Here is a 24,831-nt window from a genome sequence, read left to right on the forward strand (position 1 = left end):
ACTGGGTGCCGACTACGTCGCGGAGTTGAAACCGATGTCGGCGATGGACGATTGGTTCTTGCCACCGGAATTGCTCAGGCCGGTGATCCACACCAGGACGTTCTTGGTGGGTCCCTCCGACTTCACCGGGATCTCGGTGACACCGTTCCCGAGGACCTTCGAGCCGAGCACCTGAGTCTGGTCGAGGGTCGGGTTCTCCGACGGCGCGCTGCGGATCTCGACGTTGGTGCCCGGTGTCGGCGAGTTGATCCACACGCTCGACAGGGTCGCCGGCTCGTCCAGCGTGACCATCAGGCCCACACCGTTCTTCAGCGCGGGGAAGGGCTGGAAGTACGAGTCGGTGCTCCACACGGTGGACGTGTTGCCGTCGACGGCCAGCCGGGCGTTCGCGGCGGAGTCGGGTGTGCCCTGCGGCGAGAACACCGTTGCCCCCGCGGGCGCGACCGGTGCGACGTTCGCCGCCGGGGCGGGCGCGGGTGCGGGCGACTCGGGGTTGGGCGGAGCCTCGGCCGAAGTGGTGAGTCCGAAGTCCTGTTCGGTGAGCGGCGCGTCGGAACTGCTGCCCGTGAGGAACGTCGCGAGCCAGAAGCCCAGGAGCGCCAGCACGATGATCGTGACGACCGCGAGGCCCACGAGCGCCGCGATCATCCGGTTGGACTTCTTCTTCTCCGCCTCCAGTGCTTCCGGGTCTGCGAGAGCGTGGCCGGGCGTGCCGGGGCCCCGCTGCCCGAGCCGCAGCGCGGGGATGAATTCGGTCTTGTCGTTGACGACGGACGCCTGATCGAGAATGTGCTGCACGGTGGCCGCCGTGCGGATGCCACCGTTCGGCTCGAGCGAGCGCAGGGCCACCGCGGAGATCTCGAACGGGACCTCCGGGCGGATCACCCGCGGTCCGATGGGCTGCCCGCTCGAGTCGCGGTCGGCCAGTCGCATACCGCCGACGCTGCCCGGACGCGAACCCGACGGGTCACCCGCGGGAGCGGACGGGTCGCCCAGCGGCCAGCGCGCGGTGATGAGGGCGTAGAGCATGGCGCCCAGTCCACGCACGTCGGAACTCGAGTCGGAGTCGGCGAGCGTGGCCGGGAACGCCAGCACGGCATCGCCGTTGATGCTGATACGGACGCGGTCGGGGTGGTCGATGGACAGTGCCCCACCGGCCCGGTGCGCGGTCTCGGCGGCCGCGGCGAGCGCGCGGATCGCACTGGCGGCGCCGATCGGAGACGGCTTGGTGTCGGCCATCTCCCGCAGCGAGCGGCCCGGGGTCCACTCGGCGACGACGATGCCGCCGGAGCTGCCGCGGACCACGTCGAGCACGCGGGCGAGTCCGGGCGAGTTGATCCGGCCCAGTCGCAGGGTGCGCGACAGAATGGCTTGCGGGCCTTCGGGACCGGCCGAGGTGGAGCGCTGTTCGGCGTCCACGAACGTCAGCGCCACCTCGCGGTCGAGCTTGACGTCCAGTGCCTGCCAGAACTGCAGTCCCCGCGAACCGCCGTGCGGTGTCAGCAGGCGGTACCGACCGCCGGCGACGGACGCGCCGGGAATGAGCTTGGGGCCACGGGGAGTACGACGCGGGCCTGCGCCGGGTTCACGTCCGGGTGCCGGTGTGATCGGGATCACGCCGGTGTCGTAACTGAGATCCCGTGCGGGTGCCGCGCCGATGTGACGTGTGTCTCCGCGCGATTCGCCTGCATCGTCCGCGGGAGTCTTCGGCGCAGCCTTCGTCTGCGCATCCGCCCGATCGCCGGTCTCCTTGCTCTGCGCCGGTTTCGGAGTGTCTGCGGAGCCCGCGGACGTGCCTGCGTCCTTCTTCTGCGGTGCGTCGGCGCCGGCTTGCTTGTCGGGCGTCGCGGAGTCGGTGGAGGCCGACTCGGACGAGATCCGGGTGGTCGGGGCGTCGATGCCGTTGGGGGCGGCGGCCGAATCGCGTTCGGACGCTTGCACCGTAGAACCTCCGGCTCTCTTGCTGCCGGCCACGTCGTCGTCGCTCACCCTCACTCCTTCATTCTCGAATGCCCAACTCCGACCAGTACCGGGCGGCGATCCGACCCGCTCGTGTCCAGGGTACGGGAGTCCACCGGGTCGTTCGATACCACGCGGCTGTGCCCCGAAGTCGTGCGGTGTGGCGCGGACCACGGGAATCAGTTCTGTTTCGGCCTCTGCGAGCGGGTCGGCCTCCGGTTCCGGTGCGGCGCCGCGACCGCGCAGGGCGCGAACCTTGCGGGCGACGGCGACGGTGATGGACACGATTTCGGGGACCTTCGCGAACCAGAGGATCACGAAGGTGACGACGAGCATGAGGACGCCGCTGATCATGACCCGGACCATCGAGCCCGGACCGCCGAACAGACTGGTGAGACGGTCGAGCCCGAGGAGGCGGTCGGCGCCGAGCATGACGAGCGCACCCGCCATCGACGCGAGCACCACCACCCACACGGTCTTGCCGACGTTCGCCATCTGAAGGTTGCCGAGACTGCGGTGCAGCAGCCAGCCCCCGACGAGCGCGCCGGTGATGTAGCCGAGGCCGTTGGCCACGCCGAGCAGGATGACCACCTGGTCGTCGCTGGAGGCGATCATCGGGGTGAGCGCCGACAGCGCGATCTTCACCGCGGTGATGCCCAGGACGATCCACGTGGGGGTCCACGCCTGCTCGCGGGCGTAGAACACACGGAGCTGGATCAGCACCAGGGAATAGGGAATGAGCGTGAAGGCAGACCAGCTGACGGCCTGGCCGAGGCGTTCGGCGTCACCGGTCCCGAAATTGCCGTACCCGTAGAGCGCCTGGCCGATCTCGGGGCCGGCGAAGGTGAGGAACGTGATGATCGGGATGAGGGAGATCATCGTCAGCCGGGTGGCGACGGACAGGTCGTCGACCACGGCGGGGGTGTCGTCGGCGGCGGCGTTGCGGCTGAGTCGCGGCATGATCGCCGTCAGCACCGTCACACCGAGCACGCCGTACGGCAGCTGCAGCAGGAGCCACGCGTTGTTGTAGATCGCGGGACCCGACGCGTCCGCGTGTGAGGAGATGCGGGTGGCGACGATCATGCCCGCCTGGCTGATCAGCACGTACAGGACGATCGCGACGGCCATGCCGCCGAACTGCTTGAGCCGGTCGTCGAGGCCCCACAGCGGTTTCAGCGAGATGCCCTCGCGCCGGATCGCAGGCACCAGGCTCATCGCCTGCACCACGACACCGAGCGTGACGCCCACACCGAGGACCAGCAGTTTCGGGTCGCTCATCCGCACCGGGTCGAGGGTGATCTCCCCCGGTGTCGCGTAGTAGATCACCAGCACGGTGAGCATCACGACGTTGTTCAGCACCGGCGCCCAGGCACCGGGTTTGAACACCTGCCGGGTGTTGAGAATGGCCGTGAGCAGCGCCGACAGTCCGTAGAACAGGATCGCGGGCAGGAGGAGATAGGACAGAGCTGTGGTGAGAGAGGTGTTCACCTTGCCGTCGGCCGACAGGAACACATGCGTGGTGAGCACGGGTGCCGCGGCGGTCGCCAGCAGCGCCGCCGTGCCGAGCAGCACGCACGTGGCGGTGAACAGGCGTCGCACGAACGCGGCACCCTGGTCCGGGTCCTCGCGTTCGGCGCGCACCAGGACGGGCACCACGATCGCGGTGAGCACCGCTCCCAGCACGAGCTCGGAGATCATGTTCGGGATCTGGCTGGCGACGGTGAACGAGCTGGCCACCGACCCACCCAGCAGCGTCAGGACGAGGAGCTGCTTGGCGAATCCGGTGATGCGGCTGACGAGCGTCGCCACCGCGATCGAACCGGTGGACGCCAGCAGTCGGGAGTTGCTCTGCTTCTGCGGCGCCGTCGAGGGCCCGGAGTCCCGGACCGGAGGCGGCGGGGGGTCGACGCGGATGGCCGCGAACTGCACCGTCGGCGCCTCGTCCGGCCGGATCTCCCGAGCCCAGTGGTCCCGTTCCCACGGTGCGACCCGGGGATGGGAGCGATCGGGAAGCCTCTGGCCCCTACTGGGCAAGTTCCCGGTCATGAACGTTCGTACCCTTCGTCAGCTGGATCCGGCTGGCCGCGGAATCGATGCCACAGCCGGCGGCCGGCGAGGAACAGCAGCAGAGCACCCGCGCATGCTGTCAGTATCGCCAACGCCTGCCCGTACGCGTTGGACCGTACCGTCACGCTGGTCGGCTCTCCCAGTTGCTGTCCATCGGCGGTGGTCAGAGAGAATTTGACGACGAGCTTGCGGGAGTCGTTGGCCTCGGTGGGAACGGTGAGGGTGCGACTGCCGCGCGGAGGCAGCGTGGTGGGGCCGATGTCGGTGATGGTCATCCCCGTAGGCGCATCCACCTGGAGACGGACGGTGATTCCGACCGGCAGGTCGTTCCTGGCCACCAGCAGCAACGGGCTCTGTTCCGACGCCAGCGTGTAGACGCCGCCCGGCGACACGACGGTGACGGCCCCGAACAGGTCGTCCATGGTTTCGGCCACCTCGTCGGCGCGCACGTCGGACGCCTCTTCCGCGGACCGCCGTTCGTCGTCGCGGCGATGCGCGAGGCTCATGGAGCGCAGGAGGTCCTCGCGCAGCGGTGCCGTGAATCGCTCCGGGGTGAGCGGGGCCTGCGGGTCGTCGACCAGAGCAGCGTTCAGTGCCTCGATCCGCGGCGTCTGCGTGGCGGCGGCGTCGCGGATATGGGCGGGGACGCCGTCCTCGGCGGCCTGATCCGGGTACTCCAAGCTCGCGAGCTCCGGTGATCCGGGCTGACGGCCCAGCATCGCGGACAGCGGTCTGGGCGTCGCCAGCCCCGAGCGCATCAGCGAGGACACCGTGGACAGCAGCGTCTTCGCGTCCTCGGCGCCGGCCGTCCACAGCTGCGGCGGCACCACCATCAGCGATCGGGGCGTGCCTGCGGCCCGTGCGGCCCCGGGTTCGAGGGCAGACCACGACACCGCACCGAGTGCGTCCTGCAGTCGTGCGGTCTGGGAATCGTCCGAGAGGTCGTACCGCGCGCGTTCGGGGGTGTAGGAGGGAGTTTGCGGTGTCGTCCCCATGGCGGCGAGTGCCGTGCCGACGGACGGATCGAACAGCAGCGCGTCGACGCTTCCGGTGGCCGTGGGCGTCTCGGTGGCCGCCGGGGTCGTCTCCCCGTTCGCGGGAACGGGAGCGGGCGGCGGTGTCGCCTCGATGACGTGGGCGCTGTCGCGGGGTGTGGTCGTGTCGATGGAATTCGCGGCCACGAGCGTGGTGGTCGCCTCGTCTCCGCGGAGCATCTGCGCCGTCGCGTCGTCGAGCACGCCGGCGTCGCTCCACACGAAATTGCGCAGCGACGTGACACCCAGAACGTTGTCGACGATGTCCGCGGGGGCTTCGACGGCGGTCGCGGTGAGGTCCGGGTTCGCGACCTCGGTGATCGCGGACAGGTCGGCCTGCGCGAACGGCACCGATGTGGTGCACATGGACGCGGCCAGCGACCGGGCGCGGTCGAGCCACGCCGACGCGGCATCCTTACCGGCGCCCTCGTGCGCGGAACCGGTGGGATCGGACGGGTCGTCCACCACCAGATATCCGCGGGTCATGTTTTCGACGGTGATCAGCAGGTCCGGGTCGACGGCCAGGCACAGACTGTCGCGGAGCGTGTGGTCGCGGTCGACGCTCTCCCGGGTGGCGAACTCCGCAGCGCCCAGCAGTTCGTCGAGCCGGCCGCCGTCCGCGAGCGAGGTCGCGAGGTCGTCGTCGACGAGACGGACCGGTTCGGTGACGGAGCCGGGCACCCCCGCCGCGAGCCGGGGCCGGTCGGCGAGCGGCCACAGCATGGTGACGGCGACAGGACTGGAGATGTCCGGGGGCACGGCCGGACTGCCGGGGACCCCGAACACGGGGAGCAGGAAACGGGCGTCGTCGAGGCGCGCGGCCCCGCCGTACTCGGGGGTGCCGTTCACGTTCACCATCAGCGGATACACGCCGGGTTCGGTGATGTCGAGGGAGATGTCGGTGTCGGACCGCAATGGCAGCGACAGCGTGAACTGCTTGCTCTGCCCTTCGTCGAGGCGGCTCGCGACCGTGTCGAACATGCCGACCGTGTCGTACCGGGACTGATCGAGGGTGAGGGACGTGCGGAGGCCTTCGCTGCTCGCGACGGCGGGAGCGCGCTGCAAGCGCACGCTGACGTCGCGGACCGTGCGGTCGCCGATGTTCTTCACCGAGCCTGTGACGGTGACGAAGGGGTCGCTGGTGGTGGTGACCGTGGACGGGGTGACGTTGTCGATGTGCAGTTCGAGAAACTCGGGGTCCTCGTCGACCGTCTGTGTCCCGGCGCTCTCGGGGGGCACCGGGTCCTGGGCCGCCGCCACCACGGTGCTGGTGGGAGCGAGAACGACCGCGAGTGCGGTCAACGTCACGGCACCGACCCGACGCAAAGCCATCCTCATCCGGCGTCTGGCCCCTTCTGGAGCTTCAGGTCGGGCGCGGTCGGGGTGGTAGTCATCTTGGAGATCAAGTCACCGGCGATTTCTGCGAGTTTCCGTTCGTCTGCGTAGGCCAGGCGTGATCCCAGCTCGGCGAGCGGCACCCACGCTACCTCGGTGACTTCCACGTCTTCGTCCGACAGTTCCCCACCGAGGAATCTCAGCAGATAGTGGTGGACGGTCTTGTGGACCCGCCGGCCTTCGGTGACGAACCAGTAGTCGATGCTGCCGAGCGACGCGAGGACGGTGCCCTGGATGCCGGTCTCTTCCTCGACCTCACGCATCGCGGTCTGTTCGGCGGTCTCACCCTGCTCGATGTGTCCCTTGGGCAGCGACCACAGCAGCCGCCCGCGGCGGTCGGTGCGTCCGATCAGCGCGGCGTACAGATTCTCCCGCGGTCCGCCGAGACCGTTGACGACCAGTCCGCCCGCCGAGGTTTCGCGAACCGTCCTCATGTGGGGTTTCGCGGGTTTGCCGACGGCGCCGCGCCGCCGCGAGTTGCGGCGACTCCTGTTCGCACGTTCGGCAGCAGACACCCCATCGATAGTAGTTGGCTTTGCCGTCTCCACCGGAACGCCGCACCCGAACCGAGACGCTTCGTGACACACCTGTGGTGAACCGAACGGGGAGGTGACAGCGTGTATGCGTATCCCGCTATTTGCGCACCTCGGTAAGCTTCCTGGACGTGACTGCCCCTTCTCTCGACGACGAGCGCCGTACGCGACTGCTTGCCGGCGCCGCCGTGACGCTGCGCGAGCTGTCCGAAGTCCTGACGCCGCTCGGTGAGAGGTTCGCTGCCGCCGGTCACGAGTTGTACCTGGTGGGGGGCAGTGTCCGGGACGCGATCCTGGGCCGCCTCGGCACCGACCTCGACTTCACCACCGACGCCCACCCGGAGCAGGTGCAGAAACTGCTGTCCGGCTGGGCCGACAACCAGTGGGACACGGGCATCGAGTTCGGGACGATCAGTGCCGCCAAGGCGGGCCAGCAGATCGAGATCACGACGTATCGGGCCGACACCTACGACCGGGTGTCGCGCAATCCCGTCGTCCAGTTCGGGACGAAGCTCGAGGACGACCTGGTGCGGCGCGATTTCACGGTCAACGCGATGGCCGTGCGCATCGGTGCGGACGGCTCGCAGGAGTTCGTCGACCCGCTGAGCGGCATGGACGCGCTGCTGGCCGGGGTGCTGGACACGCCGTCGGCGCCGGAGAACTCCTTCAACGACGATCCGCTGCGCATGTTGCGGGCCGCGCGGTTCGTGTCCCAGCTGGGATTCATCCTGCACGAGCGTGTGCATCAAGCCATTGTCGACATGGCACCGCAGATCGAGCGGATCACGGCCGAACGTGTGCGGGCCGAACTCGACAAGCTGATTCTCGGCGAGTTCCCCATCGACGGCATGAACGTGATGTGCGAGACGGGTCTCGCCGACTTCGTCCTGCCCGAGGTGCCGCAGATGAAGCTCGAGATCGACGAGCACCACCAGCACAAGGACGTGTACTGGCACTCGCTGACCGTGCTGAAGCAGGCGGTCGACCTCGAGGACGGCGACCCCGACCTGGTGCTGCGGTGGGCGGCGCTGCTGCACGACATCGGTAAACCGGACACGAAGCGCAACGAGCCGGGCGGCGGCGTGAGCTTCCACCACCACGAGGTGGTCGGCGCGAAGATGGTCCGCAAGCGGATGCGGGCTCTGAAGTATTCGAAGCAGATGGTCGACGACGTCTCGCAGCTGGTGTTCCTCCACCTGCGGTTCCACGGCTACGGCAAGGGTCAGTGGACCGATTCCGCCGTGCGCCGGTACGTGACGGATGCCGGGCCCCTGCTGCCGCGGCTGCACAAATTGGTCCGCGCCGATTGCACCACCCGCAACAAGCGGCGGGCGGCCGCCCTGCAGGCGACGTACGACGACATCGAGGAGCGGATCGCTCGGCTCGCCGAGCAGGAAGACCTCGCACGGGTGCGCCCCGACCTCGACGGTAACGCGATCATGGAGCTGCTCGGCATTCCCGCGGGCCCCGACGTCGGGAGGGCGTGGAAGTACCTCAAGGAGCTCCGGCTCGATCGCGGTCCCCTCAGTCGTGACGACGCCGAGGCCGAACTGCTGTCGTGGTGGGCCACGCAGCAGGGCTGATCGATCGTCGATCCGCGCGGGTCGACGTCGTCATCTGCTTACTCCGCTTTCGGGCGGCCACTCACCTGAAGTGACGACGGTCACACGATCTGGTCGTTTCTGCCTGCCGACATCACCACCGTGCCCGGGGCCGGGTGCGAGAGACGTCACCGAACGCTCACGGGGGTTAATCCCGACGAAACACGGTTCACGGCAGCATTGATACAGGTCGTGAGCCGGGTGGACAGGCTGCGACCGTGCAGGTGAGGAGCTAGTCGATGCAGCAGCAGAAAGCCGGGACTTCCACAGTGAAGACCGCCTGCTCGTACTGCGGTGTCGGCTGCGGCATGGTGCTCGAGGTCGGGGTCGATCCCGAGACCGGTGCGCGCCGCGTGCTCAAGGCGTCCGGCGACAAGGACCATCCCACCAACTTCGGGCGGCTGTGCACCAAGGGTGCGACGAGCGCCGAGATGCTGGTGGCCGGTGGCCGAATGGAATCCGGGTACGTCCGCGACGAGCGGGGGGAGGCGCCCACCTCGATCGACGTGGGCGCCGCCATCAGCGAGACCGCCCGCCGGCTGAAGGAACAACTCGACGAGCACGGACCGGACGCCCTGTCCTTCTACGTCTCCGGTCAGATGTCCATCGAGGCGCAATACCTCATCACCAAGCTCGCGAAGGGCTTTGTCGGCACCAACCAGATCGAGTCGAACTCGCGGCTGTGCATGGCCAGTGCGGGCACCGGCTACAAGCAGTCGCTGGGCGCGGACGGCCCGCCCGGCTCGTATCAGGACTTCGACAAGGCCGACGTGTTCTTCGTGATCGGCGCCAACATGGCGGACTGTCACCCGATCCTGTTCCTCCGGATGATGGACCGCGTCAAGGCCGGGGCCAAGCTGATCGTGGTCGACCCGCGCCGCAACGCGACCGCCGACAAGTCGAACCTGTTCATGCAGATCACGCCCGGCACCGACCTCGCGCTGCTCAACGGCCTGCTGCACCTCCTCGTGCAGAACGGGCACACCGACCCCGAGTTCATCGCCGAGTTCACCGAGGGCTGGGAGGTGATGCCGGAATTCCTCGAGGAGTACACCCCCGAGAAGGTCGCGGACATCACCGGCATCCCCGAATCCGACATCCGTCAGGCCGCCCAGTGGATCGGTGAGGCCGGGAACTGGATGAGCTGCTGGACGATGGGCCTCAACCAGAGCACCCACGGCACGTGGAACACCAACGCGATCTGCAACCTGCACCTGGCCACCGGTGCGATCTGCCGTCCGGGCAGCGGCCCGTTCTCCCTCACCGGCCAGCCCAATGCGATGGGTGGCCGCGAGATGGGGTACATGGGTCCCGGCCTGCCGGGGCAGCGGTCGGTACTCGCCGCCGACGACCGGGCATTCATCGAGGATCTGTGGGAACTGCCGGAGGGCAGCATCCGCACGGAGGTCGGCACCGGGACCGTCGACATGTTCGAGCGGATGGTCGCGGGTGACATCAAGGCCTGCTGGATCATCTGCACCAATCCCGTTGCCACCGTGGCGAACCGGCGGACCGTGATCGAGGGCCTCGAGGCCGCCGAGCTGGTGATCACGCAGGACGTCTTCCTCGATACCGAGACCAACGGTTACGCCGACATCCTGCTGCCGGGGGCGCTGTGGGCGGAGTCGGATTCGGTGATGATCAACTCCGAGCGCAACCTCACCCTGTTGCAGCAGGCCGTCGATCCGGTCGGCCAGGCGCTGCCCGACTGGCAGATCATCGCCCGTGTCGCCTGCGAGATGGGGTATGCGGACGCGTTCACCTACGACTCCTCGGAGGACGTGTTCGAGGAGATCAAGCGCACCTGGAATCCCAAGACCGGCTACGACCTTCGCGGCATTTCCTACGACCGGCTGCGGGAGACGCCGGTGCAGTGGCCGAGCCCGCCCGGCAACCGCACCGATCGCAATCCCCTCCGCTACCTCAACGACGGTGTGAGCCAGAACCTGCTGTCGGCTCCCGACGGTTCACTCCCCCGGCTCGCGTTCGCCACCGCCAGCGGCAAGGCCGCATTCTTCCCGCGCCCGCACATGCTGCCCGCGGAGATGCCCGACGACGACTATCCCTTCGTCCTCAACACCGGTCGCCTGCAGCACCAGTGGCACACGATGACGAAGACCGGCAAGGTGGCCAAGCTCAACAAGCTGAACTCCGGCCCGTTCGTCGAGATCAATCCGGCTGATGCGCAGAAACTTTCGATCGCCGACGGCGACAAGGTGGAGGTGGCGTCCCGGCGCGGCCGCGCGGTGCTTCCCGCCGTCGTGAGCGACCGCGTCCTCGCCGGAGGGTGTTTCGCCCCGTTCCACTGGAACGACTCGTTCGGTGAGTACCTCAGCATCAACGCCGTCACCAACGACGCCGTCGATCCCACGTCCTTCCAGCCGGAGTTCAAGGCGTGCGCCGTCTCCCTGACCCGGGTGGCCCCGGTGTCGGCGCCGGAGGTCCCGGAGACCGGCGGAGCGCTCACCCTCGCGCATAGTTCGCCCGCCGCCGAGATGAGTCGCATCCTGGGCCTGGACGACTCGGCTTCGCCCACCTTCGACGAACACGAACGCATGTACCTCGCCGGCCTGCTGTCGGGGCTGCAGTCCACCGAGATCCAGGGCGTTCCGGTCCTACCGCGGAGCGCGCCGATCTCCGGGTCCAAACGGGTGTGGCTGGACGGTCTGATGGCGGGGCTGTTCTCCCGGTCCGACGTTCCGCAGAGTGCCGTGGTGCCGGACGCGAACTCCGCGAACACTGAATCGGTCCAGCACCCGGTGGTGGTGGTGTGGGCGTCGCAGACCGGCAACGCCGAGGAGTTCGCCGCCGAATGCGCCGAACAACTCGAGGCGGCCGGGCACGGCACCCGCCTGATGAGCATGGACGACTACGACGTCGCGGGCCTCGCCGACGTCCGCGACCTCCTGATCATCACCAGCACGTTCGGGGACGGCGACGCCCCCGACAACGGCAGCAGCTTCTGGTCGGCGCTCAGCAGCGACGAGGCCCCGAAGCTGTCGCAGACCCGGTACGCGGTACTGGCTTTCGGCGATTCCAACTACGACGACTTCTGCGGGCACGGCAAGCGGATCGACGCCCGGCTGGAGCAGCTGGAGGCGAAGCGCCTCACCGAGCGTGTCGATTGCGAACCGGATTACGAGGAGCAGGCACGTCAGTGGCTGACGCAGGTCCAGAATCTGGTCCGGGAGCGCGCGGCCGCCGACGGTGCCGCCGTGGCCGCACCCGCGCCGGCCAGGCCCGCGGCGAAGAAGGCGGCGACGTTCACACGGAAGTCGCCGTTGATCACGCGGTTGACGAAGAACATTCCGCTCAGCGCGGCGGGATCGTCGAAGGACGTGCGGCAGTTCGGTTTCGAGGTGAGCGATGCGGAGTTCTCCTACGAGGCGGGCGACGCTCTCGGTGTCTGGCCGACCAACAGCGACGCCGTCGTCGACGAGTGGCTGAAGGTCACCCGATCGATCCCGGACACCCCCGTCACGTTGCCGGACCTGCCGGAGATGACGCTGCGCGAGGCGTTGCGCACGAAGCTCGAGATCACGAAGGTGACTCCCGAGCTGCTGCGGTTCGTGCAGAGCCGCACCCAGGACACCGAGCTGGCGCGGCTGCTGCGCCCGCAGAACAAGATCGCGCTCCAGCAGTGGTTGTGGGGGCGGCAGTCGATGGACGTGCTGGCGGAGTACGGGGTGGACGCCGACGCCGACGAGTGGCTGAGTGTCCTCAAGCGCCTGCAGCCGCGGTTGTATTCGATCTCGTCGAGTCCCAAGGTGGACCCGGGTGAGGTGCAGCTGACCGTCTCCGCGGTGCGCTACAACCATGAGGGCAAGAACCGCTCCGGGGTCTGTTCGACGTTCCTCGCCGATCACTGCGACGAGGCCGACGTGCCGATCTTCGTGCAGAAGTCGGCGCACTTCCGGCCCCCGCAGGTCGCCGATGCGCCGATGATCATGGTCGGTCCCGGCACCGGTATCGCTCCGTTCCGCGGATTCCTGCACGAACGACGGGAATTGGGTCACACGGGCAAGAACTGGATGTTCTTCGGTGAGCAGCACGAGGCTACCGACTTCTACTACCGCGAGGAGATGGAAGCTATGCACCGCGACGGATTTCTCACCCACCTCGATGCGGCGTTCTCCCGGGACCAGCGGCAGAAGATCTATGTGCAGGACCGCATTCGCGAGCACGGCGCCAAGCTGTGGGGCTGGATGCAGGAGGGCGCGTCCCTGTACGTCTGCGGCGACGCCAGCCGCATGGCGAAGGACGTGGACGAGACGGTCCGTGAGGTCGTCCGCACCCACGGGCGCCTGGACGAGGAGGATGCCGAGCTGTACATGAAGCAGCTCGCGACTGACAAGCGCTACGTGCGGGACGTGTACTGATCCGCATCTGCGGAGTACTGCACTTGATCGGTCCGTATTTGCCGACATAGGATGTCGGTCATGACGCATGCGCGGACAATTCTCGGATGACGGGTATCCGGATACGACAGGCCGCAGAACTGCTCGGCGTCAGCGACGACACCGTCCGGCGGTGGATCGACAACGGCAGTCTCGCGGCGGAGAAGGACGAGTCGGGGCGCAAGGTCGTCGACGGCCCCGCGCTCGCCGAGTTCGCGCGCGCCAACGCGTCGAAGTCGCCCGATCTGCTCGGATCGGAGTCCTCGGCGCGCAACCGATTCACCGGCATCGTGACCTCGGTGGTGATGGACAAGGTGATGGCCCAGGTCGAGATGCAATGCGGGCCTTTCCGCGTCGTCTCCCTGATGAGCAGTGAAGCCGTCCGCGACCTCGGGCTCGAGCCCGGCAAGGTCGCGGTAGCCGTCGTCAAGTCGACCACGGTGATCGTCGAAACACCTGGAGGAGTTTCATGAAGATGTCCTGGCGCAGGGCCACGACGGGGGCTGCTGCGGCCGCACTCGGTCTCGGTCTTCTCACCGGCTGCGGGTCGAACGAGGACAGCAGTGCCCCGGGTTCGGCCGAGTCGACGTCGGCGGCCGCGTCGGGTACCGACATCACGGTGTTCGCCGCGGCGTCGCTGAAGGGCACGTTCACGGAACTCGGCCAGATGTACGAGACCGCGAACCCCGGATCCCACGTGGAGTTCAGCTTCGCGGGATCCTCCGACCTCGCCGCACAACTCGACCAGGGCGCCTCGGCCGACGTGTTCGCGTCCGCCGACACCAACAACATGACGAAGGTGGTCGACGCCGGGCTCGTCGAGGGCAGTCCCGTCGACTTCGCCACCAACACGCTGACCATCGTGACGGCACCCGGAAACCCCAAGGGCATCACCTCCTTCGCGGATCTGAACCGCGAGGGGACGCTGGTGGTCACGTGCGCCCCGCAGGTTCCGTGCGGTTCCGCGACGCAGAAGGTCGAGACCGCGTCGGGCGTCGACCTCACCCCGGTCAGCGAGGAGTCGTCGGTCACCGACGTGCTGAACAAGGTGACGGCCGGACAGGCCGACGCCGGGCTCGTGTACGTCACGGACGCGGCGAGCGCGGGCGACAAGGTGACAGCCGTGGCCTTCCCCGAGGCCGCGCAGGCAGTGAACACCTATCCGATTGCGACGCTGTCCGCGTCGAAGGCACCGGACGCGGCGCGGGGCTTCGTCGACCTCGTCACGGGACCCGACGGTCAGGCAGTGCTGGCGAAGGCAGGATTCGCCCAGCCGTGATCCGGGCGGCGCGCGTCAGAGTCCCGTCCGGACTTCCGGGCTGGATCTTCGTCCCGGCGGCACTGGGCGGACTGTTCGTCGTCCTGCCGCTGTTCGCGATGCTGGCGAGCGTCGACTGGTCGCGGTTCTTTCAGCTGGTCACATCGGAATCCTCGCTCGCCGCACTGGAACTGAGCCTGCGCACCGCCGCCCTCAGTACCGTGCTGTGCGTCCTGCTGGGTGTCCCGATGGCGGCTGTGCTGTCGCGCAGCAGTTTTCGTGGACTGCACGTGCTGCGGTCGCTGGTGCTCCTGCCGCTGGTGCTTCCACCGGTGGTCGGGGGTATCGCCCTCCTGTACACGTTCGGCCGAAAGGGCCTGATCGGGCAGCACCTCGAGGTCGCGGGTATCCACATCGCGTTCACCACCACGGCCGTGGTGCTCGCGCAGACGTTCGTCGCGCTGCCCTTCCTGGTGGTGAGCCTCGAAGGGTCGCTCCGGACCGCAGGCAGCCGGTACGAGCACGCGGCCGCGACGCTCGGTGCGAGCCCCACCACCGTCTTCCGGCGGGTGACGCTTCCGCTGGTGCTGCCCGGCCTGGTATCCGGGGCGGTGTTGTCGTTCGCGCGGGCGCTCGGCGAGTTCGGGGCCACGCTGACGTTCGCGGGAAGTCTGCAGGGCGTCACGCGAACTCTGCCGCTCGAGATCTACCTGCAGCGCGAAACCGACGCCGATGCAGCGGTGGCGTTGTCGCTGGTGCTGGTCGTGGTCGCGGTGCTCATCGTGGTGGGTTCGCGGGGCTGGACGTCGAGGGCCGCAGTATGACCGGCCTGAGCGTCGAGGCGCGGGTGGATGCGCGTGGCGTCGACGTGGGGTTCGACCTCGGCGAGGGCGAGGTGCTGGCGGTGCTCGGTCCGAACGGTGCCGGCAAATCGACGGCACTCTCGGTGGTCGCGGGCCTGGTGCGGCCGGATGCCGGGCGGGTCGAACTGAACGGTCGGGTGCTCACCGACACCACCCGGGGTGTGGCAGTGCCGCCGCACCGGCGCGGTATCGCGTTGCTCGCGCAGCAGGCGCTGTTGTTCCCGCATCTGACGGTGGCCACCAATGTGGCGTTCGCCCCGCGCAGTGCCGGCCGGGGACGTCGTGAGGCGCGGGCGATCGCCGAGAAATGGCTGGACGCAGTGGATGCGACGCAGTTCGCCGACCGCCGTCCGCACGAGCTGTCCGGGGGGCAGGCGCAGCGGGTCGCGGTGGCCCGGGCCCTCGCGGCGGAGCCCCAGGCCCTCCTGCTCGACGAACCCATGGCGGCCCTCGACGTGGCCGCAGCGCCCGCCCTGCGCGTACTGCTCAGGCGGGTGCTGCGGGAAGGGAACCGGACAGCGGTCGTGGTCACCCACGACATCCTGGACGCGCTGGCGCTGGCCGACCGCGTGATCGTCGTCGAGGGCGGTCAGGTCGTCGAATTCGGTTCGGTGCGTGACGTGCTGACGCGTCCCCGCAGTGCGTTCGCCGCGCGGATCGCCGGGCTCAACCTCGTTCCCGTGTTCGGGGCGCAGGACGGCTTCGAGACCGAGACCGGTGTTCGGCTGCACGGTCTGCCCGATGCCGATTTCGTGCCGGGCGCGCCGGCGGTCGCGGTGTTCGCTCCCCATTCGGTGGCAGTCCACCGCCGCTCTCCGGAAGGCAGTCCGCGCAACGTCTTCCGGGTGTCCATCTCGGAAATCGAGGTCCGCGGGCCGACGGTCCGGGTGCGCGCCGAAGCCGGAGGCCGGTTCGAACTCAGCGCCGACGTGACGGCGGCGTCCGTCGCGGAACTCGATCTGGTGCCGGGGCTGGACGTGTTCTTCGTCGTCAAGGCCACCGAGGTCGCCCTCCATGCCGTGCGTACTTGTTAACCGCGGGCGGTTGACAAGTACTCACGGGTGCAGGGACGCGTGCATCAGGTAGACGTTGTAGCTGTCCCACTCCGAGATCGTGAAATACAGATCCCTGTCCGTCGACCACGGATGCATGAAGCCGCCGTACGCCATCGGGTAGTCGGCCGTGTCGACGAGCGTCGCGCCGTCCGACCACGCACCCTGCGGGCTCGACGACTGCCGCAGGATGATCGAGCCGCCGACGGGCTCGAGGTAGCTCATCAGCCACGTGTCCGCGGTCGCGTCGTAGCGGACGGACAGTTCGCTGGCCACCCCGCCGACGACGGGGGTCGCGAGGTGCTGGGACACCGGGGTCCACGTGCCGTCCGACCAGTACTGGTACGACGTGGTGTTCAAGACCTGATCGACCGGCACCCGGGCCAGGCCGATGGTGCCGATCCGCCCGTTGGGGGTGCCGAACATGTACACGTAGTCGCCCTGCGGCACCATCGCGGACACCTGGAATCGGGCGCCGAAGATGTTGTCCCACTTGGCGTGCTGGTCCTTGGTCCAGGTCTGCCCGTTGTCGTCGGAGTAGGCGATGCCGCCGTAGTTCGTGTACCACATGCCGGGGACCATGCTCCAGCGCTTCACCGACATGTAGCTGAGGTACTGACGGTCGCCGATCGCGAACCCCGACGTGGGGATGGTGGTGGTCTCGAAGTTGTTGATGTGCCTGCTGTCGATGATCTCGGCGGCATGGCACCGGCTGTCCTGGACCATGCTGTCGATGGTCATGCCGTCGGACAGGTCGGTGTCGGTGCTGTGGCCGAGAACGTTGCTCCGCCAGTCCTCGCCGAACGCGCCGGGCGGAGCCCAGTCCTTGCCGAACGTGTCGCCGAACGCGACCGCGACCTCACCGGGCTTCGTCTCCCAGGTGATGCCGAGGTCGGTGCCGTCGACCTGCCAGCGCTTGTCCGTGCGGTTCTCCGAACCGCGGCCTGTCAGCTGCGACACCAGCCGGACGTCGCCGACCTCCGGCTTCGCCACGGGTGCGGTGAGGGAACGGCGGATTCTGGCGGTCATCGCAACAGCAGTCGTTCCATCTCTTCGATGGGTGTGCGAAATTCTAGCCGTTTCCGGGGGCGCTCATTGAGTTGCCGTGAGACCCACTCCAGGTCTGCTTTCGAGTGCACACTCAGGTCCGAACCTTTGGGGAAGTACTGACGGAGAATGCCGTTCGTATTCTCGTTGGTCCCGCGCTGCCAGGGTGCGTGTGGATCACAGAAGTAGATGTCGATCCCGGTGGCCGCGCTGACGCTCTTCCAGTCCCGCATCTCCGAACCCTGGTCCCACGTCAGGGTCCGGCGCAGGCTCGTGGGCAGCGTCTCGAGCTGTTCGGTCAACGCGGGCGCGGTCTGCTCGGGCTTGTATCCGTCGGGCAGATGAACGAGCATGACGGTGCCGGTCGAACGTTCGACGAGTGTGCCGATCGCGCTCAGATTCCGTTTGCCGACAATGAGATCACCCTCCCAATGTCCCGGTACTGCACGGTCTTTCACGTCTTTGGGGCGGTCCGCGATGTTGGCCATATCGGGGATCCGATTCTTGCGCTGGCCGGCCTTCCGACTGGGTCGGCGCAGCCCACGTCCGGTCCGCAACGATCGAGTGAGGGTGTGTTCGAGTCCGCCGCGGGAGGGTTGGTAGAGCGATTGGTAGATGGTCTCGGTGCTCACCCGCATCTGTGGATCGTCGGGGAAATCGAGTCGGAGGCGGCCCGCGATCTGCTCGGGTGAGTGGCGCTCGGTCAGGGATTTCTCGACCGTCTCGCGCAGCGACGGATTGATGGCGAGCTTGGACGGCTTGGGCCGCGAGGCCCGATGGTAGGCGGCTGCGTGAGCCGATCTGGCTCGGTACCGCCCGGACGGCTCACAATTGCGGGCGATCTCGCGTGAGATCGTCGACGGACTCCGGTTCAAGGCTTTCGCGATCTCACGAAGCGTGTGACCTGCGGCGATGCCGATGGCGATCTCTTCCCGCTCCGCGAACGTCAAACACCGGCCCTTGAGGTTGCGGCCACGCCGGGGACGCACCCCACCACAGGCCGCAAGCCACCGAGCACCCTGTTTGCGATACGAGCCGGCCGCCTCGGCCGCGCCCGTGATGAACTCACCCGCCGCCATCCCCGACCAGAACGTCTGAAAGATCTCCGGAACCATCCGATGAGAATATTTCGCCATGTGCAACACCCTTTGATCAGTGGTGTTGCGATCACCGCACGAACCCAAGGAACCCCGTTCGGCCGGGTTGATCTCGACGGGAGGCGCCGGCTGCGGTTCGGGGCCGGGGCCGCCGGGAACGGGGATGGGAATGGTTTCGGGACGCGGATCGATCGAGATCTTCGGGATGGTCAGCGCACTGGAGCCGGACGAACCCGAGGACCCCGCGGATCCGGAAGAGCCTGCAGAACCCGAGGACCCGGGCTCCGCCTCCGGTTCGTCGACCGGATCGGTGAGGTCGGGGCACGGATCCGCGCACGGGTCGGCGGGAAGGTCCTGGGCGACCCGCGTCTGATCGGCGGTCGGCCCGGGGACCGGCACCGGCACGAAGTCGGGGTACGGGATCGGGATGCTCACGCTCGGGGGAATGGACGGAAGCAGTGGGCCGCCGCCCGGACTCGGAGGTTCCTTGGCCGGGTTGAACCCGGTCTCGCCGCAGGCGTTCACCGGCAGCCACGGAAGGGTGTCGGCCGCGGCAGGGGCGGCGGTGAAGCCGATCGTCGCGGCCACGACGGCGGCGACGCACAGCGGCACTCCGGCCACAGACCATGACTTCTCGACCACGGGACCCCTCCAGATCGGTGGTCGGAGTGATTGGTGGACCGACCTGCACGTTCGGGTTGAAGATAACACCGGGCGACGGCATCCTCCGCGCACGAGCCCGGCACGTCCGGTCACAGTGCGGTCTCACTGTCGCAGTGGAGAATTTGATCGGGCGCAGATGGAACCGGATCCGATTCCGCTGCGTCTTACCTTCATATGGATTCTCTCGAGTATTCGTTCGGAACCGGCGCCGAGGCCCCGACGGCGTGGACGTCACCCGCCGATCTCGACCTGGGGCCGTCCGGAGGTGTCGACGCCGTGCGCTTGGATTTCGATGGCGACGGCCTCCTCGACGACGCGATGTGGGATTCAGACGGAGACGGCGTGGCCGATCGGTCGGTGCTCGACTACGACGCCGACGGCGAGGCCCGCTACTTCACCGACCCGTCCGGCAACGGGACGTGGAATGTCGAGATGACGATGGCCGAGCCACCGGTGATCGCGGCGGTGCATACGTGGCGCCCCGATCCGGTGATCGGCACTGCTGAAGCCATTGACGTCAGGGCCGAAGCCGGGCAAGGTGGGTTGGGATTTCAAACTGACCGAGTGTTCGAGGAGAACCCACCATGACCGATCTGACGCGGGAGGCGGCGAGCGCCTTCGTGGCCGCTGCCGGCCTGGAACTCGACGAGGTGTCGGGAACGAAGGTCGTCGGCCACATCGATCTGTCCGCCGACCATCACACACCGTGGGGCGTGGTGCACGGCGGCGTCTACACGACGGCGGTCGAATCGGCCGCGAGCATCGGCGCGAGTACCGCCGTCGCCGACCGTGGTGAGTTCGCGGTGGGCGTGCACAACGGCACCGACTTCCTGCGGGCCCGCACCGAGGGGCGGGTCGACGTGGTCGCGGTGCCCATCCAGCAGGGCCGGGTGCAGCAGTTGTGGTCGGTGGTGATCACCGCGACCGACACCGGCAAGGAGGTGGCTCGCGGTCAGGTCCGACTGCAGAACGTGCCCATGCCGGGGTCGAAGTAGCCGGTCCTCAGACAGGTCCGCTCTCAGACGGATTCGCGTCGGGAGTTGAACAGGACGCCGAGCAGTCCGAGTCCGTAGACCGCGCCGCCCGCAAGCACCAATCCGAGTGACCGGCCGTCGGGGGCGATCACGAGGGAGGCCGCGGCGATCGACGCGATGAAGGCCACGTTGAACACCGTGTCCTGCAGCGCGAACACCTGCCCCCGGCGGTCGTCCTCGATCTCGATCTGCATCGCCGCGTCTCCGGTGAGTTTGATGGACTGCCCGGCGAATCCGAGGAGGAGCGCGCCGCACAGCAGCGACGCCTGCGTGAGCGTCGCGACGAGCGTGCACTGCACGACGAGGGCGAGGATCAGACCGCCGACGATGGTGCGGGACCGTCCGACGCGCGGAATCAGGAACGGTGTCGAGATCGCCGCAAGCAGCATGCCCCCGGCGGTGGCGCCGACGGCGACGCCGAACCCGGCCAGGCCGCCCGGCAGGGCGCTGACGGTGGCGGTGTCGCGGAGCACCAGAACCATGATCAGCGTGTTGACCCCGAAAACGATCCGGTGCGTACCTATTCCGATCATCGCGGTCGTGACGCCCGGGGACTGCCACACGGCGACCGCCCCGTTCCGCAGTCCGGCGGCGACGGCGCGGACCGCCCCGTATGCAGGTTTCTCGTCGGCGTGCGGACCCAGCAGTCGATGGTGGAAGCGCGACGCCGCGAACGCGGCCACCGCGGAACCGCAGGCGGCGGTCGCGACGGCGATTCCCGAGCCGCGGTCGCCGGCGCCGACGAGGGAGATGATCGCGACCGCCGTCGCGGCTCCGAGTGCGGCGACGACGGAGCCGGCGGTGGCGAGCACCGAATTGGTGGCCACGAGCCAGGACCGGTGCACCACTCGCGGCAGCGCCGCCGAGACTCCCGCGAGAACGAACCGGCTCACGCCGATGGCGGCGAGGGCGAGGAGGAGGAGCGCGGACTCACCGGTCCCGGTCTCCAGCAAGACGGCCGTCACCAGTATCAGCAGTCCGCGCAGAACATTCGCCCACAGCAGCACGGCGCGGCGGTCCCAGCGGTCGAGGAGCGCGCCCGCGTACGGTCCGATCACCGAGTACGGGAGCAGCAGTACCGCGAAACCGGCGGCGATCGTGACGGGATCCGTTGCGCGCTCCGGGTTGAACAGAATCGCGCCGCCGAGTGCCGTCTGGAACATGCCGTCGCCCAGCTGACTGGCGAATCGCACCGTCGCGAGGCGGGCCAGCCCGGGCGACCGCCGGAGGGTGTACGCCGTTCTGCGCCACGCCTCGCGCCGGTCGCCGAGCTGTTTCGCCATTCACAGGACCCTATCCGGCGGCCGCGACCGACCTGTCCTGCCACCACCGGACGGTCTCCTCGGCGGCGCGGTCCAGCGGCGTCGGGGCCAGTCCGAGCCGGGCCTCGCTCTCGGACGAGTCCATCACGAACGGCTCCTCGAACTGGTACAGCATCTCCGCCAGTTCGCGGCTCCCCTGGTGCACGAGCCCGCCGCCGCGGATCACCCAGCCGGGCAGTGTGCCCACCTTCGGCGCGGGAACCCCGGCGGCCTTCGCGTAGGCCTCGACCATCTGCCGCTGGGTGACGGCCGGCGCTGTCGGTGCGTGCAGCACCGAGTTCCACAGCGTGGGGTCGTGGGCGGCGGCGATCATCGCGGCCGCGAAGTCGGGAACGTACGTGAACGAGTGGGGCAGGTCGGCGGAACCGAGGACGCGCATCGTCTTGCCCGCGAGGACGACGGGCACCATGCGTTCGCCGGCGTGCGCGTTGCGCACCTGCGGTCCGAAGAAGTCGGACGCGACGACGCTCACGGTGGGGGTGGGGGACTCGGCGCGGGCCTTCAGCAAGCGGGTCCGGATGCCGCGCTTGCCCGAGTCGGCCGACCGGGGCGTGTGCTCGGTCATCGGCTGCTGCGACGTGTCGTAGGAGTAGAGGCTCTCGGGGAACACGACGACGGCGCCGACGTGTCCGGCGGCCTCGAGGACGACGCGCTCGGCGGCGGGGAGTTCGCGCTCCCACGCGTCGGCGCTGTAGGCGGCGTGGATGCAGTGATAGACGGCGACCGCTCCGTCGAATGCCTCACGCAGTGCGTCGGCGTCGGAGACGTCGACCTTCCGCCGCTCGATCAGGGGATGGTCCGGGCCGCTGCCCGATCGCGTGAGGACCCGCACCTGTCGTCCCTGTTCGGCGAGCTGCTGAGCGACTGTCCAGCCGACGGGTCCTGCTCCGGTGACGATCTCGATGTTCGACATGTCCGCTCCTGCTGTGTGAGTCGATTTCGGTAATTCGAGAGCACTGCTCTCTGTCTGATTCGAGCATGCTCTCCCCTGTCGTCATTGTCAAGAGCAGAGCTCTCGTTTGTTGACACCGCTCTCTGGAATCGTCACGCTGGGTCCCATGCCAGGAACACCACGAGAGCGCGCACGCGAGCAGACGTTGCAGGACATCACGAGGATCGGACGCGAACACCTGGCCGCGGTCGGTGCCGCCGCCCTGTCGCTGAGGGCCGTCGCGCGGGACCTCGGCGTGGTGTCGTCCGCCGTCTACCGGTACGTCAAGAGCCGCGACGAGCTGCTGACCTTGCTCGTCGTCGACGGATACAACGAACTCGGCGACGCCGCGGAAGCGGCCGTGGCGTCCGCAGCCGAACCGCGGGAACAGTTCCTGGCGCTCGGCCGCGCGGTGCGCGAGTGGGCGCTCCGCGAGCCCGCCCGCTACGGATTGCTGTTCGGCAGCCCGGTTCCCGGCTACCACGCGCCCGGGGAGCAGACCACGACTCCGGGGACGCGGGTCATCTACGCCCTCGTCGGGATCTTCGACAACGCGTTCCAGAAGGGCGAGCTCGAGGCGGACGCGGCCGCGCCCATCGACGACGCACTCGCCGCAGACCTCGACCGCATCCGCGCCGAACTCGGACTCACCACACCCGACCATCTGCTCGCCCGCGGCGTCCTGGTCTGGTCGGCGCTGTTCGGGGCGGTCAACTTCGAGGTGTTCGGGCAGTACGGCGCCGACACGTTCACCACACCGGGCGCACTGTTCGAGCACCACCTCGCGGTCCTGGCCGAGACGGCGGGGCTGCCGGCGGCGTAAAGCGGCGAACCGGACGCAGGTCGCGTCCTCCGTCACATCGCGTCCGCCTCGGTGGGATGATGTTCAGGTGGCGCACGCAGAAGAACCCGAAGATCGAACGGCGTCGACGGAACCGGTGGTCCGGCCCGGCAGCCTGTTGGTCTCGTCCACAGATCTCGTCGAACCCGCATTCCGTCGCACCGTGATCTATGTGATCGAGCACAACGACGCCGGCAGCCTCGGCGTGGTCATCAACCGTCCCAGCGAAACCGCGGTGCACGACGTGCTGCCACAGTGGGCACCGCTAGCCGCGCGCCCGTCCGCGCTGTACGTCGGCGGTCCCGTCAAACGTGACGCCGCACTGTGCCTGGCGACGCTGCGCACCGGCGCGCAGGCCGACGGGGTCGAGGGCCTGCGCCGGGTCCACGGCCGCGTGGTGATGGTGGATCTCGACTCCGACCCCGAGGTCATCGCCCCGCTGGTGGAGGGTGTCCGCATCTTCGCCGGCTACTCGGGCTGGACGTACGGCCAGCTCGACTCGGAACTCCAGCGCGACGACTGGATCGTCATCTCGGCGCTCGCGTCGGACGTGGTCGCTCCCGCCCGGGTCGACGTGTGGGCCCAGGTGCTGCGTCGGCAGCCACTCCCCCTCGCCCTGCTCGCCACTCACCCGATCGACGTCGAGCGCAACTAGACACACCCCGCGCACGTCCCTGCACTGTCGGGGACGGGTGGTATCAACAGAGGTGGGGAACGAGAAGTGAGGAGGACAGCACACGTGATCGACACCTGTCACGGAACATTGATCGTGCACACGCTCTACGGAGCAGAGTGCACGGACGAGTCGTGCGTCGAGTTGTCCGAGGTCCGGCACGCACTGATCATCGACTGCGACGAATTCGGCGACTGCGTGTGCTCGGCGGAGTTCGCCGAGCAGCTGCGTCACGCATCCTGAGAATCCACCTCGAGCGTCACCCCGACCTCCGACAGGCGTCGGCGCAGCTTCGGAAGATGGCTGCCCGGCCAGTACAGCTGCGCACAGTCCCGGCACCGACTGAACTGGTGTTCGTTGCCCGCGACGCCCGGTGGTGCCTCGGCGAGCCCCTCGGCACGGGGAACCGGCGCGAGAAGCCCGTTGCATCGCGCGCACCGCGTGAACGGCGAGATCCGCGACCGAAGGTCGAAGCGGTCCAGCACTTCCCGCAACTGCCGGCGGGGGTCCGTTTCGTGCAGGAACGCGCCGTGAGTGAGTGCCGACCGCTTGAGTAGGCCCGTGTCCCGGGTCAGGACGATGCGATGCTCGGACAGGGAGATGTCCACCAGTTCCTGGTCGGCGAAGTCGTTGCGGTAGCGGGTGTCGAAGCCGAGCAGGCGAAGGTAGCGGGCGAGACGGCCGAGATGCACGTCGAGCACGAACGTCGGGTCCCGCAACGGTTGGGGACGCAGTTTCGTGACCCCGGTCAGATCGAGTCGCTCGAACATCGGGTACACCGCGACGCGTTCGCCGCCGCGCAGCAGGTGCCCGAAATCGACCGACACCTCGTCGACGAGGATCAGGTCCACCTCGGTGTGCGGTACGCCCAGCGCCTCGATCCGGTCCTTCACCGACGGTGTGCCGTCGAACTCGTGCTCGAAGGTGTGCTTCCGCCGTACCGGCGGCAGAAAGTCGTTCAGCTCCTCGTAGAAGCGGAACTCGCAGTGACGAAGTGGCTCGGGCATCGGCATTTCACGTCCTCATGCCACAGTACTGGCCGACTCCTCGCGGCTGCGCCTCGA

The 24,831-nt window shown here is 68.3% G+C and carries 17 protein-coding genes and 2 pseudogenes; 11 read left to right on the forward strand and 8 right to left on the reverse strand.

What is annotated here, in order from left to right:
* Window positions 1–12: 12 nt before the first annotated feature.
* The 3 genes from murJ to WKC72_RS04065 form a co-directional block, all read right to left on the reverse strand.
* Window positions 13–3,888, reverse strand: coding sequence for a murein biosynthesis integral membrane protein MurJ (gene murJ / locus WKC72_RS04055; protein ID WP_370184254.1), 3,876 nt, complete (start codon window positions 3,886–3,888; stop codon window positions 13–15).
* 113 nt (window positions 3,889–4,001) lie between these two features.
* On the reverse strand, window positions 4,002–6,392 hold the full coding sequence (locus tag WKC72_RS04060; protein WP_370181812.1) for a DUF6049 family protein: 2,391 nt from the start codon (window positions 6,390–6,392) through the stop codon (window positions 4,002–4,004).
* Between the two features lie 2 nt (window positions 6,393–6,394).
* The gene (locus WKC72_RS04065) at window positions 6,395–6,970 is read right to left on the reverse strand and encodes an NUDIX hydrolase (protein ID WP_063748242.1); all 576 of its coding nucleotides are present in this window, start codon (window positions 6,968–6,970) and stop codon (window positions 6,395–6,397) included.
* Window positions 6,971–7,119: 149 nt separating this feature from the next.
* On the opposite strand from WKC72_RS04065, the gene WKC72_RS04070 reads away from it, so the two are divergent.
* The 6 genes from WKC72_RS04070 to WKC72_RS04095 all read left to right on the forward strand — a co-directional run bounded on the left by WKC72_RS04070 (window position 7,120) and on the right by WKC72_RS04095 (window position 16,141).
* A complete protein-coding gene (locus WKC72_RS04070) occupies window positions 7,120–8,571 on the forward strand; it encodes a CCA tRNA nucleotidyltransferase (protein WP_370181813.1) in 1,452 nt (483 codons plus the stop codon).
* Window positions 8,572–8,828: 257 nt separating this feature from the next.
* Entirely contained in the window at window positions 8,829–12,968 is a 4,140-nt protein-coding gene (locus tag WKC72_RS04075; RefSeq protein ID WP_370181814.1) for a molybdopterin-dependent oxidoreductase, read from the forward strand.
* Between the two features lie 86 nt (window positions 12,969–13,054).
* Window positions 13,055–13,459, forward strand: a complete 405-nt coding sequence (locus WKC72_RS04080; RefSeq protein WP_037234851.1) for a molybdopterin-binding protein — start codon at window positions 13,055–13,057, stop codon at window positions 13,457–13,459.
* On the forward strand, window positions 13,456–14,265 hold the full coding sequence (gene modA, locus WKC72_RS04085; protein ID WP_370181815.1) for a molybdate ABC transporter substrate-binding protein: 810 nt from the start codon (window positions 13,456–13,458) through the stop codon (window positions 14,263–14,265). Before WKC72_RS04080 ends, modA begins: the two co-directional genes overlap by 4 nt.
* Window positions 14,262–15,068, forward strand: coding sequence for an ABC transporter permease (locus WKC72_RS04090; protein ID WP_370181816.1), 807 nt, complete (start codon window positions 14,262–14,264; stop codon window positions 15,066–15,068). The genes modA and WKC72_RS04090 overlap by 4 nt, the downstream gene beginning before the upstream one ends.
* A complete protein-coding gene (locus WKC72_RS04095) occupies window positions 15,065–16,141 on the forward strand; it encodes a sulfate/molybdate ABC transporter ATP-binding protein (RefSeq protein WP_370181817.1) in 1,077 nt (358 codons plus the stop codon). Before WKC72_RS04090 ends, WKC72_RS04095 begins: the two co-directional genes overlap by 4 nt.
* A gap of 21 nt (window positions 16,142–16,162) precedes the next feature.
* On the opposite strand, the pseudogene WKC72_RS04100 reads toward WKC72_RS04095, so the two are convergent.
* Both WKC72_RS04100 and WKC72_RS04105 read right to left on the reverse strand, forming a co-directional pair.
* Window positions 16,163–17,173 (reverse strand): annotated as a pseudogene (locus WKC72_RS04100) (DUF4185 domain-containing protein); the annotation flags it as partial.
* A gap of 11 nt (window positions 17,174–17,184) precedes the next feature.
* The gene (locus WKC72_RS04105) at window positions 17,185–18,342 is read right to left on the reverse strand and encodes an IS30 family transposase (protein WP_011596741.1); all 1,158 of its coding nucleotides are present in this window, start codon (window positions 18,340–18,342) and stop codon (window positions 17,185–17,187) included.
* Between the two features lie 798 nt (window positions 18,343–19,140).
* On the opposite strand from WKC72_RS04105, the pseudogene WKC72_RS04110 reads away from it, so the two are divergent.
* A pseudogene (locus WKC72_RS04110) lies at window positions 19,141–19,389 on the forward strand (hypothetical protein); the annotation flags it as partial.
* A 161-nt stretch (window positions 19,390–19,550) separates the two neighbouring features.
* Window positions 19,551–19,961: a PaaI family thioesterase gene (locus tag WKC72_RS04115; protein ID WP_009476716.1), complete on the forward strand. Its 411-nt coding sequence runs from the start codon at window positions 19,551–19,553 to the stop codon at window positions 19,959–19,961.
* Window positions 19,962–19,984: 23 nt separating this feature from the next.
* On the opposite strand, the gene WKC72_RS04120 is transcribed toward WKC72_RS04115, so the two are convergent.
* Both WKC72_RS04120 and WKC72_RS04125 read right to left on the reverse strand, forming a co-directional pair.
* Window positions 19,985–21,283 (reverse strand): MFS transporter, encoded by a 1,299-nt coding sequence (locus WKC72_RS04120; protein WP_037234836.1) that lies wholly within the window; start codon window positions 21,281–21,283, stop codon window positions 19,985–19,987.
* 10 nt (window positions 21,284–21,293) lie between these two features.
* Window positions 21,294–22,235 (reverse strand): NAD-dependent epimerase/dehydratase family protein, encoded by a 942-nt coding sequence (locus tag WKC72_RS04125; RefSeq protein ID WP_370181818.1) that lies wholly within the window; start codon window positions 22,233–22,235, stop codon window positions 21,294–21,296.
* 145 nt (window positions 22,236–22,380) lie between these two features.
* On the opposite strand from WKC72_RS04125, the gene WKC72_RS04130 reads away from it, so the two are divergent.
* The 3 genes from WKC72_RS04130 (at window position 22,381) to WKC72_RS04140 (ending at window position 24,010) form a co-directional block, all read left to right on the forward strand.
* On the forward strand, window positions 22,381–23,076 hold the full coding sequence (locus tag WKC72_RS04130; protein ID WP_268788691.1) for a TetR/AcrR family transcriptional regulator: 696 nt from the start codon (window positions 22,381–22,383) through the stop codon (window positions 23,074–23,076).
* Window positions 23,077–23,143: 67 nt separating this feature from the next.
* Entirely contained in the window at window positions 23,144–23,749 is a 606-nt protein-coding gene (locus WKC72_RS04135; protein WP_037234829.1) for a YqgE/AlgH family protein, read from the forward strand.
* Between the two features lie 84 nt (window positions 23,750–23,833).
* Window positions 23,834–24,010: a hypothetical protein gene (locus WKC72_RS04140; protein ID WP_174484697.1), complete on the forward strand. Its 177-nt coding sequence runs from the start codon at window positions 23,834–23,836 to the stop codon at window positions 24,008–24,010.
* Here WKC72_RS04140 and WKC72_RS04145 read toward each other — a convergent pair.
* Complete coding sequence (locus WKC72_RS04145; RefSeq protein WP_370181821.1) at window positions 23,998–24,780, reverse strand: Mut7-C RNAse domain-containing protein; 783 nt, start codon at window positions 24,778–24,780, stop codon at window positions 23,998–24,000. The two genes, WKC72_RS04140 and WKC72_RS04145, sit on opposite strands and share 13 nt — an antisense overlap.
* Window positions 24,781–24,831: the final 51 nt, after the last annotated feature.

This window comes from Rhodococcus wratislaviensis, from assembly GCF_041228765.1.
GTDB lineage: Bacteria > Actinomycetota > Actinomycetes > Mycobacteriales > Mycobacteriaceae > Rhodococcus_F > Rhodococcus_F wratislaviensis.